Source organism: Pseudanabaena sp. CCNP1317 (assembly GCF_034931345.1).
In the GTDB taxonomy this organism is placed as follows: Bacteria; Cyanobacteriota; Cyanobacteriia; order Pseudanabaenales; family Pseudanabaenaceae; genus Pseudanabaena; species Pseudanabaena galeata.
Map to the genome: position 1 here is coordinate 37,007 of NZ_JAYGIF010000055.1, position 20,258 is coordinate 57,264.

The 20,258-nt window shown below is 40.9% G+C and carries 18 protein-coding genes; 12 read left to right on the forward strand and 6 right to left on the reverse strand.

Going from position 1 to position 20,258, the window contains the following annotated elements:
* Positions 1-123: 123 nt before the first annotated feature.
* Positions 124-258, reverse strand: a complete 135-nt coding sequence (locus VB775_RS10415; RefSeq protein ID WP_271254026.1) for a hypothetical protein — start codon at positions 256-258, stop codon at positions 124-126.
* Between the two features lie 131 nt (positions 259-389).
* Between VB775_RS10415 and VB775_RS10420 the strand changes: the two genes are divergently transcribed.
* The 5 genes from VB775_RS10420 to hmpF all read left to right on the forward strand — a co-directional run bounded on the left by VB775_RS10420 (position 390) and on the right by hmpF (position 5,054).
* Positions 390-800 (forward strand): GIY-YIG nuclease family protein, encoded by a 411-nt coding sequence (locus tag VB775_RS10420; protein WP_281005470.1) that lies wholly within the window; start codon positions 390-392, stop codon positions 798-800.
* 330 nt (positions 801-1,130) lie between these two features.
* Positions 1,131-1,844, forward strand: a complete 714-nt coding sequence (locus tag VB775_RS10425; protein WP_281005471.1) for a hypothetical protein — start codon at positions 1,131-1,133, stop codon at positions 1,842-1,844.
* A gap of 134 nt (positions 1,845-1,978) precedes the next feature.
* A complete protein-coding gene (locus tag VB775_RS10430; protein ID WP_281005472.1) occupies positions 1,979-2,164 on the forward strand; it encodes a hypothetical protein in 186 nt (61 codons plus the stop codon).
* Positions 2,164-3,192: an ABC transporter permease gene (locus VB775_RS10435; RefSeq protein WP_281005473.1), complete on the forward strand. Its 1,029-nt coding sequence runs from the start codon at positions 2,164-2,166 to the stop codon at positions 3,190-3,192. The genes VB775_RS10430 and VB775_RS10435 overlap by 1 nt, the downstream gene beginning before the upstream one ends.
* 173 nt (positions 3,193-3,365) lie before the next feature.
* Positions 3,366-5,054: a pilus motility taxis protein HmpF gene (gene hmpF, locus VB775_RS10440; protein ID WP_281005474.1), complete on the forward strand. Its 1,689-nt coding sequence runs from the start codon at positions 3,366-3,368 to the stop codon at positions 5,052-5,054.
* 245 nt (positions 5,055-5,299) lie between these two features.
* Here hmpF and VB775_RS10445 read toward each other — a convergent pair whose 3' ends face one another.
* Positions 5,300-5,782, reverse strand: a complete 483-nt coding sequence (locus tag VB775_RS10445) for a peptidylprolyl isomerase (RefSeq protein ID WP_281005475.1) — start codon at positions 5,780-5,782, stop codon at positions 5,300-5,302.
* A 202-nt stretch (positions 5,783-5,984) separates the two neighbouring features.
* On the opposite strand from VB775_RS10445, the gene VB775_RS10450 reads away from it, so the two are divergent.
* Both VB775_RS10450 and rsmI read left to right on the forward strand, forming a co-directional pair.
* Complete coding sequence (locus VB775_RS10450) at positions 5,985-6,308, forward strand: phasin family protein (RefSeq protein WP_281005476.1); 324 nt, start codon at positions 5,985-5,987, stop codon at positions 6,306-6,308.
* 122 nt (positions 6,309-6,430) lie between these two features.
* Positions 6,431-7,267, forward strand: a complete 837-nt coding sequence (gene rsmI, locus VB775_RS10455) for a 16S rRNA (cytidine(1402)-2'-O)-methyltransferase (RefSeq protein ID WP_281005477.1) — start codon at positions 6,431-6,433, stop codon at positions 7,265-7,267.
* A gap of 23 nt (positions 7,268-7,290) precedes the next feature.
* On the opposite strand, the gene VB775_RS10460 is transcribed toward rsmI, so the two are convergent.
* The 3 genes from VB775_RS10460 to VB775_RS10470 all read right to left on the reverse strand — a co-directional run bounded on the left by VB775_RS10460 (position 7,291) and on the right by VB775_RS10470 (position 11,404).
* On the reverse strand, positions 7,291-8,244 hold the full coding sequence (locus VB775_RS10460) for an RluA family pseudouridine synthase (RefSeq protein WP_281005478.1): 954 nt from the start codon (positions 8,242-8,244) through the stop codon (positions 7,291-7,293).
* Positions 8,245-8,593: 349 nt separating this feature from the next.
* Positions 8,594-10,282, reverse strand: coding sequence for an ABC1 kinase family protein (locus VB775_RS10465; protein WP_281005479.1), 1,689 nt, complete (start codon positions 10,280-10,282; stop codon positions 8,594-8,596).
* A gap of 138 nt (positions 10,283-10,420) precedes the next feature.
* Positions 10,421-11,404 (reverse strand): tRNA dihydrouridine synthase, encoded by a 984-nt coding sequence (locus tag VB775_RS10470; RefSeq protein ID WP_407072987.1) that lies wholly within the window; start codon positions 11,402-11,404, stop codon positions 10,421-10,423.
* Between the two features lie 123 nt (positions 11,405-11,527).
* On the opposite strand from VB775_RS10470, the gene VB775_RS10475 reads away from it, so the two are divergent.
* Together VB775_RS10475 and VB775_RS10480 are read left to right on the forward strand one after the other, a co-directional pair.
* Positions 11,528-12,160 carry a GIY-YIG nuclease family protein gene (locus VB775_RS10475; protein WP_281005481.1) on the forward strand — a complete coding sequence of 211 codons (633 nt, stop codon included), beginning with the start codon at positions 11,528-11,530 and terminating at the stop codon, positions 12,158-12,160.
* A 100-nt stretch (positions 12,161-12,260) separates the two neighbouring features.
* Positions 12,261-12,455, forward strand: coding sequence for a hypothetical protein (locus VB775_RS10480; RefSeq protein WP_281005482.1), 195 nt, complete (start codon positions 12,261-12,263; stop codon positions 12,453-12,455).
* 17 nt (positions 12,456-12,472) lie between these two features.
* Here VB775_RS10480 and VB775_RS10485 read toward each other — a convergent pair whose 3' ends face one another.
* Complete coding sequence (locus VB775_RS10485) at positions 12,473-13,654, reverse strand: glycosyltransferase family 4 protein (protein ID WP_281005483.1); 1,182 nt, start codon at positions 13,652-13,654, stop codon at positions 12,473-12,475.
* 449 nt (positions 13,655-14,103) lie between these two features.
* On the opposite strand from VB775_RS10485, the gene VB775_RS10490 reads away from it, so the two are divergent.
* The 3 genes from VB775_RS10490 (at position 14,104) to VB775_RS10500 (ending at position 19,649) form a co-directional block, all read left to right on the forward strand.
* Positions 14,104-15,300 carry a hypothetical protein gene (locus VB775_RS10490; protein ID WP_281005484.1) on the forward strand — a complete coding sequence of 399 codons (1,197 nt, stop codon included), beginning with the start codon at positions 14,104-14,106 and terminating at the stop codon, positions 15,298-15,300.
* A 39-nt stretch (positions 15,301-15,339) separates the two neighbouring features.
* Complete coding sequence (locus tag VB775_RS10495) at positions 15,340-15,627, forward strand: DUF3288 family protein (RefSeq protein ID WP_281005485.1); 288 nt, start codon at positions 15,340-15,342, stop codon at positions 15,625-15,627.
* 500 nt (positions 15,628-16,127) lie between these two features.
* Positions 16,128-19,649 carry a response regulator gene (locus VB775_RS10500; RefSeq protein WP_281005486.1) on the forward strand — a complete coding sequence of 1,174 codons (3,522 nt, stop codon included), beginning with the start codon at positions 16,128-16,130 and terminating at the stop codon, positions 19,647-19,649.
* The last annotated feature ends 609 nt before the right edge of the window (positions 19,650-20,258 follow it).

Consider the following 20,258-nt stretch of genomic DNA (forward strand, 5'->3'; position numbering starts at 1 on the left):
GCGCTTTGCGCTCAAAACCAAACAAAGAGATTTTTTAAAAGGGTAGCAAAGCAACCCTTTTAAAAAATCTCTTTAGCAAATAAAAAGCGGCGCAATGCGCCGCTTTTTATTCAATATTAAACTTTAGACGTAAGCAGTCTGGAATCCCCACCAGAGCAGGAATCCGATCGCACTCAAAACAACAATGCTGGATAGCACAATTGATAAAGGGCTATCGGCATTTTCAAACTTCATGATGCCGCGATTAAAATCTGACATAGTAGCAAAACCTAACAAGGATGATTTAGATTATTCAAGCAAAACAGTTTGATTATGGCTTAATTATCATGCTGATGGCACAAAAGTAATCAAATATCTGGGAATAAGCTCTCTAGGATAATAAATTACCTATGACTGAATGGCTTCGTATTTTTTGGTTACCATCTAAACCTGTTGCAAAGTTAAAGGAATTACCCCAAGACGCTGGAGTGTATTACATCACAGCTTTATGGATTGTGTTGTACGTTGGTAAAGCAAAAAACTTACGCAATCGCTGGAAAACTGCTCATCATCGCTATCAACAATTCAAACTTCTCCATCCATTTGGAAGATTGCATTACAAAATTTTAACAACTGCTCAGATCCATTCCTATGAAAAAGCCGAAATAGCCCGCCTTCGTCCTGCATGGAATGGGACAGCCAGAGTAACTTTTTGGGATTTACTATGTTTGTTTGTTGCGGTATGGGGGCGGGTAATCATTTATATTTCACTGCTGCTACTGGCGATCGCTACCCTTCTTTATCTGATATCGCAGTATTAATTCGTAGGATGCGTTAGTGCAATTTAAGCGATAAACCCCAAATAAATGGAGGTGGCGCTTCGCGCCACCTCCATTTATTTGGGGTTTGATTTGTTCTAGCTATCTATTGCATTGCTTTCGATATAGCCATTTGCGTCGTGCTTCGCACGACGCAAATGGCGAAAAATGGTAAGAATCGCTAAGCGATTCCTACCATTTTTCTCTTTCGTCGAACTGACGTTAAATGAGTTGTAAGATTTGGAGAGTTGTGAGAGTGCGCCCCGAAGGGCGCACTCTCACAACTCATCTAGGATTGCTATATTGGAGTTCATGTTGCTAATACAGAAATCTTTGAAAAGTCGATTTCGCACAATTTGGACAAGCATTTTATTAACTACACCGCCAAATTATGCCGATCGCTTAGAGTCTTTGACCAAATTAGTTGTTAATGACTCCTTGAACAATCTAGAAATAGCCAACGACATTGATCTAACTATAGTGATAATCATCATTGGGGCATATTGGCATCAAGACTTACAGGAAGTGCGATCGCGGATATTAGCCTTACAATCCCTGAGCAATGCTGATATTCAGGAATTAGTGCTGGCCTATGCGATCGCTTTAGCCTGTCGAGATGATCTGCACCCTCGATCATTTATTAGCCAGATTTGTCATGACTTCACTACCAGAAAATCGCTAAGCCGCGATCCCGCAGACCAAGACAATTGCTTAAGGCAATTACAGCTTGCTCAAAAGTTTGTCGAGCAAGGTGCAAGTATAATTACTTCCCACATTTTAAATAGAGGCTTATCTCAAGCGATCGCTAGTAGTTTGTATTATTTCCTTAGCACTCCTCACTGTTGGCAGATTGTCACCGAACGCGCCCGAAAACATCCCTTAAGCAATCAACCGCAAGTTACTCTCCAGTCAGGGGCGATCGCCTCGGCTTATTTGGGCGAAATCGGAAATATAGAACAGCAAAATCAGGAACTACTGACTAGAGGATTACTATTTGGTGATCAGCTATGGGCAAAATGGTCTGGAGTTTTTGATTGTGATAGGTAAAATGAAGATGTCACAAGAGATTTTTGGAAAGCGTTGCTTTGCAACGCTTTCCAAAAATCTCTTGTTTGGGTTGGGCGCGAAGCGCTGTAACTTTTTGGTGTTAAATTAGATAATTAGTCAAGGGAAATTGATATATGCCACAACTAATTGGAATTTTGCTACTAATTGCCTATGTATTTGGGGTAGTGAAATTTTTGCTGGGGTTTCGCCGTACCGACTTTTCAGGTAATCAGATTGGGCTAGCATTGCTCTGGCCAGTTCTATTCGCTATGAATGGCAACTACCGCAAAAATTTCTTTAAAGCACTTAAAGGCTCCTAATGACTTGGTGGAAAAGACTCAAAGCCAATCCTCTTGCTTGGATTGGGCTTACAATTTTAACGATTTTCTACGGGTTGGCTCTATTTGCTAACTTTGTAACTCCCTATGGAGTTAACGAACAAGCTAAAGATGGTGCATTACTACCACCCACCCAAATTCATTGGCGCGATCAACAGGGCCAATATATAGGCGCTCATGTCTATCCGACGACTCAAGGCAAAGTTGATATGGAAACAGGCGATCGCGCCCTAGTGGTTGACTATACCAAACCATCACAAATTCAACTTTTTAGTGGAGGGCATTTGTTTACTACCTCAAGCAGCGCTCAGCTAAACCTACTAGGAACAGATGAGCAAGGACGGGATCAGTTGACCCGCTTACTTTACGGCGGCAGGATTAGTCTCCTAATCGGCTTTATTGGTACAATTATTTCCTATACAGTAGGCTGTCTCGTCGGAGGTATTTCTGGTTATATTGGTGGTTGGCTTGATGTAGTTTTAATGCGCTTTGTTGAAGTTCTGATGTCAGTCCCTTCAATTTATTTGTTAGTAGCATTAGCTGCAATTTTGCCACCACAAATCAGTAATACTGAGCGATTCGCGTTAATCATTGCGATCATTTCATTTGTATCATGGGCAGGACTAGCAAGAATTATCCGAGGACAGGTACTGTCTATCAAAGAACAGACTTTTGTTTTGGCAGCTCGCGCATCAGGAGCAAGTCCATTAAGGATTATTGTCAAACATGTCTTACCACAAACCATCACATTTATTATCATCTCGGCAACCCTCGATATCCCCCGATTTATTGTCGTAGAAGCAGTCTTGAGTCTTGTGGGACTGGGTATCCAGCCTCCCGATCCATCATGGGGCAATATGCTGTCTGTTTCTACAAATGCCTCGGTTGTAATTCTACAGCCTTGGCTAGTATGGGTTCCTGCCATAGCGATCGTATTGACGGTGCTATCATTTAACCTTCTGGGTGATAGTTTACGCGATGCGCTTGACCCAAAAAACATTAGGCAATAGACTTTTTACAAAAAAATTTCCATTGGTCTTAAAAAATATACTGCCAAAATGTTTGTGCAATTAGGTAGTATGAGACTAGAATTTAGGCTATTTTGTATTGTTTGTGACGGGTTTTTGCTCCTTCGTCATGTCAATCTGAAAGTCAGCATCAGCAAAATAGGAGTATATTCAGCGTGCAGTACTTAGCGGAACTTCAAAAAACTCAAGCAGCTTTTGGATTAGGTGGTAACTCGTCAGTCCGACTACTAGCACGTAATACGGGTGAAAATGTTTGGCAACCGATCACTAACGAGCAAGTTTTACCAATTCAAGATTCGAGTCAGGCGAAAGATTTTAAAGATGGGCAAATGATCATTGCTGAGGTGACGGGCAGTAATCAAGTACAAAGTATCCAAGATGCCTCTAAAAAAATTGTTAATATCTTGCAGGCTTTTTCGCGATCGCAAGACAAATATAAATCTGCTGAAGAAGAAGTCGAACAGTGGAAACAGTCCCTTAATTTTCAAAGCCAAGAGTTACACCGTCGTGAGCAAGAATTAGAACAAAAGGAACTAGAGCTAGAACATCTTGAGGCAAGAAAGCAAGAAATTGAGGAGTTAGAATCCAAATTTGCCAAAGAGCGTAATGAAATTGAGCAATTACGCAAAAATATTGAAGCGGAACGTGGTCAGTTTGAAGCTAAAGCAGCATCTCTAACTGTCGATCAAGCTGAGCATATCAAAACGTTAATTAGTCAGCTATCTACAAGTTTTACCAACCCTGACTCTCTGAGAGACAGAATTCTTAGCGCCATGAATCTAATCAACCAGCGCCAAGAGGTTCTTACAGGATTTTGGCAAAATTTAGATGGACTGAAAAGTGAAGCTGAAAAACAAAAAGGAATTCTGAATAAATCAACGGAAGAACTGAATACCCGTAAAACCCAATGGCAGCAGACCCAAGTTGCTCTTGCTGATGCTCAGGCGGAGCTTAAAGCTCAGCGTGGCATCCTCAAGTTGCAAGAAAATAATATGGCTATGTCTAGGGTGCAGCTTGATGCTCAAATTGATCTCTATGAGCAAACATCTAATGCGATCGAAACCTTTGGTGGACCAGGCAGTATGGAGGTGCTTAGCCCAGAAGAAGAAAGCCGCTTGCAGTCAATGCCCATTGAAGAGCTAGAGTCTACGATTAAAGCTCTTCAAGCAGATTTTGATAAGTTAGTAAATTATGTCAGTGCTCAAGAGGATGAGTTAGCTGGGTTAGAGGGCGAAATTGCTGATTTGCAAAGTCAGGTAGAAACAGCCGATCAGTTTGCTCGAATTGAGCTAGAAAGCAATAAAGAATTTGCTGAGGAACAATATAAGCTTCTAGAAGAGAGTGTTTCAGGAATGAGACGCAGTATGCAAGAGCGTCTGTCGGTGCTAAATCAGCAAAAGGCAGTTTTGGATCGCCGTAAAGGAATTGTGGTTGAGTCGAGTCCCGTCCAAAGTTTATTGCCTTTGTTAGCCCAAATTGAAGCGCAAAAGAATCGTCAAGAACAAGAACTGCGGAAAATGGAAAGCCAGATTGAGGCGGTGAGAAACTATACACAGCAGCAACAAGAGGTGCTAGGAAAGCAAAATCAGGAACATCAGCAACAAGAGCAGGCAATTCGTACTGCGGAATCTCAACAACAAGATCGCATCAGAGTTGTGGCTGAGTTGTTAGGGCAAATTAGCGCTCAAGAGCAGCTTTTACGTCCTGTGCAGGACATTGTGGATACGTTACGTCCACAGTTAGAGGCTGCGGTTCAAGATTTGGGAGTTATGTCAAATGGTAATAACTCTTCGCAAATTCTTGCTGATTTACAATCAGTGATCCAAAGTTTAGTTTCTTCTTAAGCACTCATATTACGCAGAACAAGGATTGTTCTTATCTTTCAATATCTTATTGAAAAAGGGCTTGGAGACCAAGCCCCTACATTTTCCTATTGAAAAAGGAAAAAGGGCTTGGCGACCAAGCCCCTACATTTTTTGAATAGTAGGGGCTTGGTCTCCAAGCCCTTTTTCTGTCTCCGCGCAATATCAGTTAAGAATAAAAAAGCAAGGGTGCTTTACACCCTTGCTTTTTTGAAATCCAAATTTGTTTATTCTTCAATTTTGATTGAAAGAATTTTGTCACCACGACGGATTGCTTGAGCAACTTCGGTATCGTTTGTATAGCCAAAAGCTGCATATTGACCGTCTAAAAATGATGCATCACCAAGAGTGATAAAAAATTGACTGGTAGCACTATTGGGGTCATTAGTGCGAGCCATTGAAAAAACACCTGCTTTGTTGTGCTTAATCAAAGGTTTTTTGCCACCAGTTAAGATACCGCCAATAGTCGCTTCGCTATCACCTTCTGCCCAGATTTCCAGCTTGATGCGATCGCCTGATCCACCAGTACCATTGCCAAGAGGATCGCCACCTTGGATCACAAATCCTGGCTCAACACGGTGAAAAGTTAGCCCATCATAAAAACCATGTTTGGCTAGGTCTACGAAATTTTTGACAGTGATCGGGGCATGTTGGTCGTCAAACTCAGCACGCATAGTTCCCTTAGCAGTCTCGATTACAGCACGGATCATAAATCAACTTACCTGAAAGTTTTTTAAATTTAAATCAGTTTAAAGTATACCCTTTGCTATCCAAGAATTGTGGTAGTGGAGTGCTTCGCGCCGCCCTACTAATTCTTGGGTGGCAAGGGAGTAGCAAGGGCAATTCATGAATTGCCCTGCTTTTGTTTAGTATGATGGAGTGATAGATCGCTTTTGAGGATCACAGATATTTATGGATACCAATAATTTGCTTAAGCAGTTACTTATGCTTGGTGTCGGTACGACTTCGATTGTGCTAGAAAAAATAAAAGAAGCTAGTGAAGATTGGGTCAAAGATGGCAAAATCGATCCTGAGCAGGCTTCTGAGATTTTTAATGATATTGCCGATCGCCTTAAGTCAGAGCAAGGAAATCTAGAATCATTAATTCAGCGACAAATCCGTAATGTGATGCAAGATTTGGGTGTACCACGTCAAAATGAAATGGATGAATTGCGTGGACGGATTGATCGCCTAGAGCGTCAGATGCGTGATTTAGAAAATAAACAGTGGCGCTAACTACAGTGCTTTGTCCTAAATGAAAACCCAATATTTTTGTTAAAAGTGTTGCAGGTTAACACTTTTAACAAAAATATTGGGTTTTGGATTAATCCTAAAATGCTGTATATGGATATTAATTAATGGAAGTTTCAGGGATTCTCTATTTGGTGGGAACGCCGATCGGTAATTTGGAGGATATGACTTTCAGGGCGATCGCTACTCTCAAACAAGTAGATTTAATCGCGGCTGAGGATACGCGACATACAGGTAAGCTATTACATCATTTTGGAATTGATACACCGCAAACCAGCTATCACGAGCATAATGCTTTTAAGCGCGTACCTGAGCTAGTTGAAAAGTTATTACAAGGTATGGCGATCGCCTTGGTTACAGATGCGGGAATGCCTGCAATTTCCGATCCAGGTGTGGAACTGGTGCAAGGTTCTATTGCTGCGGGAATTAGAGTTGTCCCGATTCCTGTTGTTACTGCTGGTATTGCTGCCTTAACAGCTTCGGGTTTTGCCACTCAGCATTTTGGATTTGATGGATTTTTACCAACTGATAAAAAGGAGCGACGCGATCGCTTAGAGATTTTGCGACTGGAAACAAGAACGATGATTCTCTATGAAGCACCGCATCGTTTATTACGCACATTGGAAGATTTAGCAGAAAGTTTGGGAAGAGAAAGGCGTATCTCAGTTGCTAGAGAATTAACGAAACTCCATGAAGAATTCTGGCGTGGCTCCATTGAAGATGCGATCACCTATTTTAGGATGCACTCACCGAAGGGAGAGTTTACCCTAGTTTTAGAAGGAGCAGAACCTAGTGAAAAGCCTGTATGGACTGAGGATGTAATTTTAAAAGAGTTACAAAATTTGATTGATGCAGGTATGTCGCGATCAGATGCAAGCCGTCAATTAGCAGAACTTGCCGACTTACCGCGCCGCCAAATATATCAGTTAGCACTAACTCTCTAAGGTGTTGATCCAAGCTCGACATCCTAGCTTCGACGACGTAAAAGTACTAATAACTTCTCAAATCCTTCAGGTAAAGGCGCAATATTTTCAATTAATTCGCCTGAAACTGGATGGGTAAAAGTCAGCTTCCATGCATGGAGGGCTTGCCCTGTAAGATATTGCAAAACCTCCTTGTTAGGGCTTCCATAGACAGGATCGCATGCGATCGCCCAGCCCATATGTGCGGCATGGACACGAATTTGATGGGTGCGTCCTGTTTCCAGATCAAATTTAACGAGTGTGTAATTTCCTAAACGTTCCTTGATTTGCCAGTGGGTAACGGCTCTGCGTCCATTTTCCATTACTGCCATTTTTTTGCGATCGCTATGGTGTCTGGCGATCGCTGCATCAATCACTCCCGATTCACTTTTGGGAACTCCACGCACAATTCCTAAATACTCGCGTCGGGCTGTTTTTGCTTGGATTTGTGTTTGTAAATCTTGATGAGTGCGATCGCTTTTGGCTACTACCATTGCGCCACTAGTATCCTTGTCTAAACGATGTACGATGCCAGGACGTTGAGTTCCATTTATTCCTGAAAGTTCTTTGCAATGCGCTAAAAGTGCATTAACTAAGGTTCCATCACTATGTCCCGCCGCAGGATGCACTACTAACCCCGCAGGTTTGTTAATTACAATTAAATGCTCATCTTCATAGAGGATATCTAAAGGAATTTCTTGCGCGACTAAATCAAGAGGTGTTGATGCTGGAGTAATTAACTGAATGCGATCGCCTGCTTTAATTAAATCCTTTTTGTTATTACACAGAGAATTATTAACGGTGACATAGCCCTCCTCAATTAATGTTTGAATCCGCGATCGGGATAAGTTAGTGAGTTGATTTGCTAAAAAGCGATCAATTCGCTCAGATTTAGCCAAATCTGCCGTAACTTCAATCAAGCTAATATTATTCGCTGTAGGTATTATCTCTAAGTTCATCGCAAATTTGACTGTAAAGCAAAGAAACAGAGACTTGGGTTTGGAAACCAAGCCCCTACATTTTCTAGATGGGTAGGGGCTTGGTCTCCAAGCCCTCTTTGAATAGGATATGGCAAGACCAGAACAATTCTTGTTCTATAGCAATGTAAGTTTTGCTTAGCACATTAAACCCAAAAGATGAGTGGCGGCGCTTCGCGCCGCCACTCATCTTTTGGGTTTTGATTTTTGTCCGAGCTATCTCTTACATTGCTATACATAACATAAATTGTTTAAAAAGGGTTTGTTAAGTGGGGCTTAGCCCCACTTAACAAACCCTTTTTGAGGATTGCTTAGATAATTAATTATGAAATCAATTTTGAAAAACAGCGAAGGGGAGAGCAGCAGCGATCGCCTTGGGCATTGCTCCAGTCAAAGTTTTAACTGCCATATTCCATAACTTCGCAGGTTCTAAGTCAGCACCGATCATTTGCCAGATTCGCATTAACTCCTCAGTGTGCAAACGATTGTCCTCGGTGAGAGCTAGCAATATGCGGCGGCGGATATATTCGCCATCTTTGGAGGCTAAGAACTTAAAGCCCATGCTTGCAGTAGGAATGATGTCAAACTGACCATCAGATTTAGCGATCGCCAATAAATTCTCTAACCTTGACCATTGGAATTTATCGTCCTTAAAGAGAATTTCCAGTAGTCGTTGACGCAGACTATCAGACTCATCGGTGAGCAAACGTCTTGCTACGTAAGGGTAGGCAACCTGCACGATCCGAAATTCTGGATTGAGACTTAGAGCCACACCTTCTTGAGTAATCACAGAGCGAATAATCAGCGCAAATTTAGCGGGTAAACAGAAGGGATAGTCATACATCACCTTCGAGAAGCGATCGGTGACAACTTTAAAGTTGAAGTCCTTCACTTTCTCAGACATGATATCGCCCAATACTGATTCCAGCGCATTAACAATTGGCTTCATCTCGATGTCTGGCTGCAAGAAACCAAGTCTCACATAGTCCTGCCCTAGCTCATCGTAGTCCTTATTCAGTAGGTGAACGACCGAATCAACTAACTGCTCTTTAGTTTGCAAATCCAATTGATCCATCATCCCAAAATCGATATAGGCCATTTTGCCATCGTAGGTGGCAAAAAGATTTCCTGGGTGAGGATCGGCGTGGAAAAAGCCAAATTCAAGAAGTTGGCGTAAACCAGACATGACACCAATTCTCACGAGATTGTCGGTATTCAAGCCTGCTGATTTAATTTGTTCGATCTCATTAAGCTTGATGCCATTAATCCATTCCAAGGTGAGAACACGATGGGTACTGCATTGACGATAGATAGAGGGAACTTTAACATCAGGATCATTTTTGAAGTAACCAGCGAAGCGCTCAGCATTGGTTGCTTCATGGGCATAGTCAATTTCTTCAAATAATTTCAAACCGAACTCATCAACGATCGCTTGTAGACTATTGCCTAAATTAAGAGGCAATAGTGGCCCTAGCCACCCAGCAATCCAACGCATCAGGTAAAGATCGAGCGTTAGTATCGGGATTAGGGTGGGGCGTTGTACCTTTACCGCCACTTCTTCTCCTGAAAACAAGGTCGCCTTATATACCTGACCTAAACTTGCCGCAGCAACTGGATCTTCAGAAATATTGCGATAGACCATGTTAACAGGTTTACCTAGCTCTGACTCAATGATGGCAAAAGCTTGCTCGTTAGAAAATGGTGGCAATTGGTCTTGAAGTTTGGTTAGTTCTTCTAAAAAGTCTATCCGTACTAAATCGGGACGTGTTGATAGTGCTTGCCCCACCTTGATATAGGTAGGACCAAGGGCTGTAATAATGCGTCGTAACTGCTCGGCGAGTTTAGGTTGGCTCACTGTGTTACCAGTCAAGACATCCCAGCCAAAAGCTAGCCCAAAACTGATTGCAAAATAAATTATTTTAAAAATCCGACTAATCGCTAACCAAGGACGACGACCGTAATATGCGGCATTGGCTTTGGCATCGTAGCGATTTAGCTGCTCAAGAGGATGCTGACTCACGCTGGTAATTACCGTTTTTTATATCCCATTAATCTATCAGTATACAAAACTACATAATATAGTGTTAATAATTTTTAAATAGTTACAGGGCTTTGAGCTTTTTTAAACAATAAAGTTGCGGCGCATAGCGCCGCAACTTTATTCGCAGGACTCACAGCTAGGACGCGCTACAAGATTTTCGTATGGCTCGATCGCAAAGGGTTGTTCAGGATTTGTTAATAAATGGCGATCGCATAATTCAAAAAGTTCTTGCTTTGACTGCACCAAGCGCATTCCTGCTAAAAATTTGCCTTCGGGATCGATGCCAGTGCCAATAAAATTCAAGAACTTCTTCAAACTATTCACATGGGATTTTTCTCTGAGTGTGTCTTGGCAAGTAATTGTAAATAAATGCTGAATATATTTATGCACATCCGCAAGGGTAATCACTTGGACGGTTTTTCCAACAAAGCGATCGCGTATTTGTTGAAAAATCCAAGGATTGCGAATCGCCGATCGCCCAATCATTACACCTGCTGCACCTGTCTCTTGGAGAACCTGTTCGGCTTTGAGGTAGGAAGTAATATTGCCATTAGCTAGTACAGGGCAATTCACGGTTTGTACGGCTTGACGGATTAAGTCATAATGCACTTCGCCTCGATATAACTCCTTGACGGTGCGACCATGTAAGCTCAGGAGATCAATTTGGTATTGATTAATTAAATTTAAAAGTTTTTCAAAATTATCAGTTGAGTCAAACCCCACGCGCATTTTCACGGTGAAAAGCCCCGAAATTTGCGATCGCATAGCCTCAAAAATTCTCTCGATGGTTTCAGGTTCGCGCAATAATCCACCACCAACATTCTTGCGATAGACACGCGGCGCAGGACAGCCCAAATTTAAATCGATTCCCGCGATCGGATATTTCGTAAGCTGGTTAGCAATTCGCAATATGTCAGGAATACTTTCGCCAATTAATTGAGCAAATACAGGTCTTCCTGTTGTATTGAGGGTAATTGACCTAAGAATTTTCTTATCGATATTGGAATTAGCATAGACTCGAAAGTATTCTGTCACATAATAATCAGGACAGCCATAGGCGCTTAGCATTTGCATGAAAGCTAGATCGGTTACATCTTGCATTGGCGCAAGGGCTGTCAGTGGTTGTCCAGATAAAATAGGTGGTGGTAAAGTTTCTGGCAAAGCGGCTAACTATAATTGTGAACTGTGCTGTATAAAGCAAGATTCACAATTATAACAATCACTATGAGCGATCGCCCCACTCAATACAACAGCAAAGATGAGAATAAATCCTCTGAGTATAAACAGGGATCGCTCTTTAGTGAAGGGATTCAGCGTACTTCGCGAGTCTATGACAGTAGCGCGAATTATGAAATGGGAAGTCAGTCATTACAAGGCTGGAAACAGGCGATCGCCAAGTATCAGAACTCCATCACCACAATGATCCCCGCATATCAAACTGCTCTGTTTGATATGCCGTCTAGTCATTGCGATCCCCATAAGATTAATCCCTTTGCCTTACCAATTCAACCTGCGGAATTCTATCGGTTGCCCAGTCGTGACAGTGACGACACTTGCATATACTTTGTGATCGATCTCACCTGTGAAACACAATTACCCGTGCTACTGTATGTAGGTGAGACATGCCGTTCTCATAAGCGATGGAAAGGAATGCATGACTGCAAACGGTATCTCCTTAACTACCGTGAACTGCATACCACCCACAATCTCCCGACACAAGTTGTCATGACCTTTTGGTGGGATGCACCTTCAGCCACACGCCCTCGACAACAGCTAGAACGGATCTTGATCGAGAAATGGCGATCGCCATTTAATAAGGAAAACTGGAGATATTGGGGAACTCCTTTTATGCATTAGAGAGTCTGTAATTCTGTAATTACATTTCTCATAGTAATGATTCAGGTAGCCTTAAAAATCGCCTTCTATAAGTTCTTCAACTAAAAACACTAGGATTATTATGTCTTCTCCCAATCTGAACTCTAACCATGACGTTAATGAACTATGGTTTGCAAAATTTTTTATTGGTAGCATGGTAGCAATCACGCTCTTGACTGTAGTTCTGGCCTTTTTGCCTTCTTCCCCAGCACTACGCAATTCACCACAAATTAAAAGTTCAGGGTTGAATTTGCAAGCTATTTCTGTTGTTGTTTAATTTCTAAGAGTTACGATTTAATTTTCTTTAACTTTGAAAAAAACTGCTTCAGTTTGTTCGGCGAGTTTTTCCCAAGCAAAGCGCTCTCTTAGTTCTGATTGGGCATTATGGACTAACGTTTGTGCATATTCAGGATTTTGTAAAACCTCGATGATTCCGTCAGCCAAGGAATCAGCATCATTAACGCGAGTTACTAGCCCCGTGATTTTATGACGGACTACTTCTGGTAATCCGCCCGTATCAGACACTACAAGCGGAATTTTGGCAGCGAAACTCTCAAGGGCGACAATCCCAAATGGCTCATACAAGCTAGGAAACACCGCACAATTGGCGACTTTCTGAAATTTCCAAAAATCGCTGTCGGCCATAAAGCCAGTAAATAACACTTTGTGATAGATCCCCAGATCCCAAGCTTGACGTTGCAGCAAAATCGAATAAGCGTCGCCTGTACCAATAATCACTAGGCGCACTTGATCATTCATTGCCGCGATTATCTTGGGCATAGCATTAAGCAGGATGTAAATTCCTTTTTCATAGGTAATCCGTCCTACAAAGTAGATAATTGCTTCCTCTGGCTTGGCATATCGCGATCTCAGGTCTGCCAAATCATACTGATATTCCGCAGTGATATTTTGCCAACGCTCAACACTTAGCCCGTTATAAACCACATCAGTTTTTTCGACAGGACAATCGAACGCTCGCTGTAGTTCGCCGCGCATATACTCAGAACAGACGATTACTCGCTGGGAAGCCTGAGTTAAAAGAATTTCCCTATGGTGAATATATCTTTGGGTGTCATTGTGAATCCCATTACATCGTCCATATTCTGTAGCATGGATCGTGGTAACTAGCGGAATCTGAAATTCGTTAGTAATGGCGATCGCTGTTTCTTCAACCAACCAGTCATGGGCATGGAGTAAATCCATAGAATTAAATGCCAAAAACTCTCTCGCAAAGTTCAGCATATTTCTATTCATCTGCCCAACCCATTGAAAGAAGTCGTTATTAACTCCAACGGGAATACGGTATACATGAATGCCATCAAAGATCGCTTCTAATGGCTCATTTTCGACAGCGACAGTGATTAAATGCACCTCATGACCGCGTTTAACAATTTCAGGATATAGCTCAGCTACGTGGCGAGAAATTCCTCCAATTATGCGTGGTGGAAATTCCCAAGCTAGAGCGAGAATACGCATGATATTTAAGTGAAGTTTGTATTTAGTAAAAACGGATGGTTAAGAAAAGAATAATAACTGAGTAATTAAGCTTAACTAACTATAGCAATTATGTATGTATAGGAACGCAGATCAATAATTCTGATTATAAAAGTTGTTTTTTTTGAAAGCCCACCAACGGAGGGCTTTCAAAAAAATGATTTTGGTGTTTCCTGCGCCGAAGTTGCTATAAAAGCTAAAATCGGTTTCATATGGAGATCTCTTCATAATTACTGACAATACTTTGCTATTAAACAAACCACAATAATTTTCTTGGAACTGTTGCAGAGAAGCACTTTTAACAAAAATATTGGGTTTGTCTTCAACGTAACGCACTGTGATACTAAGAAATGGCTCAAGATATGTTAATCTCACAGCATAATTTGTGATACTTTTCATGACAACCGTGTGAATTGTGACAGGAGTCAGTTATGACAGAAAACAAAACTAAAGAAGTAATTGAGGGCGTTTCTAAGCAAGTTGGGCAGACTTGGACAAAAGTGCAGCCGCAGTTGCAAGCGCTACTACTTAAACTTGTTAAGAGTTTGTTGCCTGCATTGCGTAACCTACAAACAAAGCTCACCAAGTCAGATTTGATGGCAAAGGAAGGCGAAGACGCATCTGCCACAACCAGCACAGAAAAGCTTTCTAGCAACCCTACCCTCAACAAGGCTTTAGAGATAGGGAAAGTACTTTCATCTAAGGCGATCGCTACTTTAATCGTTGCCCTAACGAAACTTCAACAAAGTCTCGAAGGAGAAAGTACTTTAGATGCGACAGGTGAAGCGGCAGGCTTACTTAATGCATCAACTGAGGTGGATTCCCCACTAGTAGCCCAAGTTAAGCAAGAGTTTGGCATTGCTTGGAAATTTGTCAAAGAGCAAGTCACACCAAAAGTTTTGTCGTTTTTACAAATTTCTGTAGACAAACTTGATCCGATCGCCACAAATATTTGGCAAAAAGTTTCGACTAAAGCGGCAGCAACCCCTTCTTTGGTCAATTCTTGGGAAAAGCTCCAAGAAAACGATGCTTGGAAAAAGACTGTAACTGCAACAGCACCCATTTGGCGATCCATTAGTGGGATAGCGGTACAAGTTCCCCTCTCCGATGAGGTTAAACGCATTCTGGATAAGCGGGCTGGTACGGTGGCTTTGGTCACTTTGTTTTCCCTGTTGATCATTCTTAAGCCATCCCATGCTCTCAGTCAAAATGTTAAGAAGGTCGCAGATACCCCAGCACCGCTTAACAAACCAGTTAGCACTATTGCTAAGAAGCAACCACCATCTGTCAATAAAGATTTAGTAAAACCAGAACGTGGTGACGCTCCGCTAACATCTGAGCAAATTGCGATCGCCAAAATCCAAACTCAAGTTTCTGAAGTAGCCAAGCAGTATGGCGAATCTTTGTTTGGTTCGGTACAGACTGACTTTAAGCGTGGACGATTAGTTGTGGCGCTCAATGACGAATGGTACAAGCTAGAGCCAAGTCAGCAAACGCAATTGGTGACAGATTTACAAAATCGTTCTCAGTCGCTGAATTTCAAGAAATTATTCGTGGCTGATGCCGAAAATCATCTGATTGCACGTACCCCTGTCACTGGTAACGAAGTAGTTATTTTGAGGCAATAATATAAACGGCGCTTTGCGCCGTTTATATTATGAGTTTTTATGGCAGAAGTAAAAGATCAGAGACATCCTCAGTACACTAAAGATCGTCAAATCGTAAATGAACTATTGGCGCAAACTACGCCAAGTAATCGCAATTATGCCGAGTTAGCTCGTTTGAGCATTCGCTATAAAGGATTTGTAGGAGCGCGAGATATTCAGGCTGATTTACTCAAAGTTCTCCATAATTGGCAGTTAACTGAGGAAGAATTATTTGTCAAAACCCGACAGATCCATGCGATCGGCAAGGTCTATATGGCAAGGGACGAAGGACAAGACGACTGGGCTTAGCAGATGGCGTGCAAAGCGCACCATCTCCTTTTTTGCTAAGCCCAGCAAGGGTTTTACAGACGCAAAATGCAGCAGCCATTTTGCGTTTTAGCATTAAGCAAAACACAACGGGTATACTTGATAACATCAAGTCATCATAGGGCTTACAACCTTGTATGTAGCGTTTCCCATCCCAGTGAAGTATGGTCATATGTCCCTGCTATAGGAATCCTATACCTCTGAAATAGGATTCCTATAGCGTTTATCGGTCTGGTGAAGTACGGTTTTGTTTCCCCGCCGAAGGCGGGGAAACAAAATTTTGTGCCTCGCTTGCTTGAAAAACTCTATATACATTGAGAAAAAAGTTTAGTGATTGAAGTAACTAGACATAAGTAAACTAAAAATCTAGAAAGCTGCCCCGCCCGCGAAGAGTGTGGGACAGCTTCTGGTTTTAGGTTTTAATTATGGAGAGCTACTTATTTTCTTATAATTCGCTGTTAGGATGTTTTTATAAAGATTAAATGTTCAATTCTATAAATAGCCCGATCTCATTAAATAATTCGCAATCATCCCCTACTCAAGTCAAGGTTTTGATTGTAGATACTAGTGAACAAGATCGCTCTATTTATCGCCATTATATTCAGTCTGACGTTACCACTAACTATCAGATTTCAGAATCTGACAATATTAAAGAGGCTCTATCTCTTTGGCGATCGCACAATCCAGACATCATATTACTGGATTTTAATTTGCTGGACGGTAATGGAATCGATCTTTTAGAGATTATCAGCTCAGGAATTGTTGATCCCAAACTACCAGTAATTATGCTGGCTAGATATGAAGATGGTATTGCCGCAGCCAATGCGATTAAACTGGGGGCTGCCGACTACTTGCTCAAGGATGAGATAAGTGCCATATCGCTGCGTCGAGCTATGCATAGACTGCTGGATCGGTTTACTTTGTTTCTTAAACTTCAGCGATCGCAACAACAAGAAGCTTTAATCTCTGAAATTTCTTTACATGTTAGAAGCTCGTTGGAACTTGCTCAAATTTATAAAGCGATCGTGCTGGATGTCAAAGATTTTATCAAGGCTGATCGCACGGTGATTTATAAATTTAATCCAAATATGAATGGAACAATAGTCGCTGAAGCTGTTGATCCTCCTTGGGAGCCAAGTCTTCATGCCAATATACTTGACACTTGTTTTCGCGATAACTTGGGCTGTGCATACCGAAAGGGTAAAATTTTTGCTGCTAATGATATTTATCAAGCCAACTTAACTGATTGCCATATTCAACTACTAGAGAGCTTTCAAGTAAAAGCGAATTTAGTAGTTCCCATTCTTTTACCAGAAACCACACAGTATTTTGATATTGATGCTAGTAATTCTTCATCTCATTTGTGGGGACTATTAATTGTTCATCAATGTTCCACTACACGTAGTTGGGAAGATGTAGATTTACGACTACTTCAGCAATTATCAGTACAGTTAGCGATCGCTATTCAACAAGCAGAACTCTACCAAAATCTACAAAATCTCAACTCTTCTTTAGAAGACAAAGTACAAAAGCGGACTAACGAATTAAGACAGAATGAGCAATTGCTAAAGGTGTCTTTTGATAATGCGCCAATGGGGATGGCGACACTTAGTCTAGAAGGAAAATTTTTAACCGTTAATAAGGATATTTGTAAGACCTATGGCTATTCTTCTGAAGAATTACTTCAAATTTCATTTATTGATACCACTCACCCTAATTATATCGAATTAACCTTAGCCCATCTAAACAAACTATTGGTAGGAGAAACGGAAAGTACAGTTCTAGAAAAACAATACATCCGTAAAAATGGTGCAATAGTTGATGCAATTAGTCGTATCAGCTTAATTCGAGATATTGATAAACATCCTGTGCAGTTTGTCGTGAGTGTGGAGGATATCACCGAAAAAAAACAAAATGACGCGAAACTAGCTGCTGCTAAGGTCGCCGAAGCTTCTAACAAAGCTAAGAGTGAATTCCTTGCGGCAATGAGCCACGAGATCCGCACACCCATGAATGCCGTAATTGGGATGGCTGGATTATTAATCAATACACCTCTCTCCCCTCAGCAACACCAATTTGTTTCAGGAATTCGTCAAGGTGGTGAAGTACTGCTATCTGTGATTAATAAGATTCTGGACTTCTCTCAAATTGAATCGGGTACTATCGAACTAGAAGAACACCCCTTTGATTTAAGAACCTGTGTTGAAGAGATCCTCGATCTGATGTCATCTCATGCCGCTGCGAAATCTCTGGAGATTTCGGCTTTAATTGAAGTAGATGTACCGCAACGGATTATTAGTGACTCTACTTTTTTAAGACAGATTTTAGTAAATCTAATTGGTAATGCGATCAAATTTACAGAAAATGGGGAAGTCTCGATTATGGTGAGTTCGACTTTGATCGAGCCAGACTCCAATACCCATCAACTGAATTTTGCCGTACATGATACTGGTATTGGTATTGATCCAGAGTCGATCAAGCGATTGTTTAAGCCTTTTAGCCAAGCAGATAATTCAATTACAAGGCAATATGGTGGTACTGGCTTAGGTTTAGCAATTAGTAAACAACTTTGTAAACTTATGGGAGGTGAAATTCAAGTTGACAGCAAAGTAGGACAGGGGACAACTTTTAGCTTTTTTATCCGCACTCAAGCGATCGCTGTAGAAACTTTAGCGATCGCCCCAGAACTAAATCAAAAAAAAGTGTTGATCGTCAATAGCAATGCCACAATTCAACAAATAATTCGGGTTTATATTCAATCATGGGGTATGCTCGGACAACCTGCTTTCTCTGAAGTGGAAGCATTACAGTACTTAAGCTCATCAAAATATGATGCTATTTTAATTGATCGTCATCTCCGATCAATAGATCAATTAATTGATGGCTTAGATTTAGCTAGCAATATTCAAGATCTTTTCCCATCTTTACCAATTATTCTGCTGACTTCATTTACAGCTATTGATATTCCTAGTTCTATTCGTGTTGCTGGATATTTAACGAAGCCAATCACAATATCAAAGCTTTATCAAGTATTTTTAAACTTATTTTTAACAGACTCCCTTCAATCAATAAATCCCATTAATGCTTCCTATATAAATAGTAATTTTGCTAGTCTCTATCCTTTTCAAATCTTAATTGTTGAAGATAATATGGTAAATCAACAAATTCTTTTATTAATGCTAGAACGACTTGGTTATAAAGCAGATGCAGTAGCAAATGGTTTGGAGGCAGTTAATGCATTTGAAAGACAATCCTATGATTTAGTTTTTATGGATATACAAATGCCAATCATGGATGGGTTGATGGCTTGTCAGCATATTCGACGGAAGTCAAGGTGCAACCCTTGGGTAATTGGGCTTTCAGCAAATGCTTTTCGAGAATCTCGTGATAAGGCTCTATCGGCGGGAATGAATGATTATCTTACCAAACCTCTCCAAATTGAAAATTTAATGTCAGTTCTACAAGGAATTTCAGGCGATTTGCAATCAAGTACAACTCAGTATGATCAAACTAAAGCTGAGATGCCAGCTCGAAACCTAGAAACATTAACAGATAAATTACTTGATTCATCAAAGGTAAAATTTAGTGATGTTGAGCAACCTGTTATTACATTTAATACTGACTTACAATTAGCCACTTCTATTGCTGGGCTTGCTGTAATTAATGTGTCAACTCTAAATATGTTAGAAAAATGTATAAGCAAGCAGGCTCTTACTGAAATTATTAACTCCTACTTAACAGAATCAGGAGCATCGATCGCCAGAATGCGAAAAGCCTTAAACCAACTAGATTTTGCCGCAATCAGTTTTGAAAATCATTCACTTAGAGGCGGATGCGGTACATTAGGAGCCGATAGGCTCGTTGCAATTTGTAAAGAATTAAGCAATCTTTGCAAATCGATTAGTCATCCTAGGAAGGTTGAAACTTTAGATATGATACTTCAGAAGTTAGAGCTTGAGTTTGATAAAGTATCTCAATTTATGCAACAAAAAATCTCTTCTTAAGATGGCAACTAAATTAGTCAAACACTTAAAGTTGCGCCTCTCTGAGGCGCAACTTTAAGTGTTTAGATTTCCAAGTAATTGTGTCTAATCCTTCATTGTGAAAGGATTAGCAGTGTGGTTCTTTGCTCCGCACCGCTAGTCTTTTAGTTTTTATGTCTATTTTTAACGTGAGTTGATATAGCCATTTGCGGCGTGCTTCGCACGCCGCAAATGGCAAAAAATGGTAAGAATCGCTTAGCGATTCTTACCATTTTTTGCTTTCGTCGAACTGACGTTATTTTTAACGTCAGTTCGACGCAAATGGCTATATCGAACTCACGTTATTTTTAGAAGCCACCTGTATCAGGACAAATTAAAGCCCAAATAGTGTGAGGTGACGCTTTGCGCTACCTCACACTATTTGGGCTTTAATTTGTCCTAAGCAAAACTTGCATTGCTATACAACGCAAAGCGCTATATAGCGATGCAAGTTTTACTTGCCCAAAATAGTAATGGCGGCGCTAAGCGCCGCCATTACTATTTTGGTTTTTGATTTGCTCTAACTAACTCAAGCGTTGCTATAGTTATGGACAGAATCATAATATTTGTAAGATTATCAAAGGTCTCAAC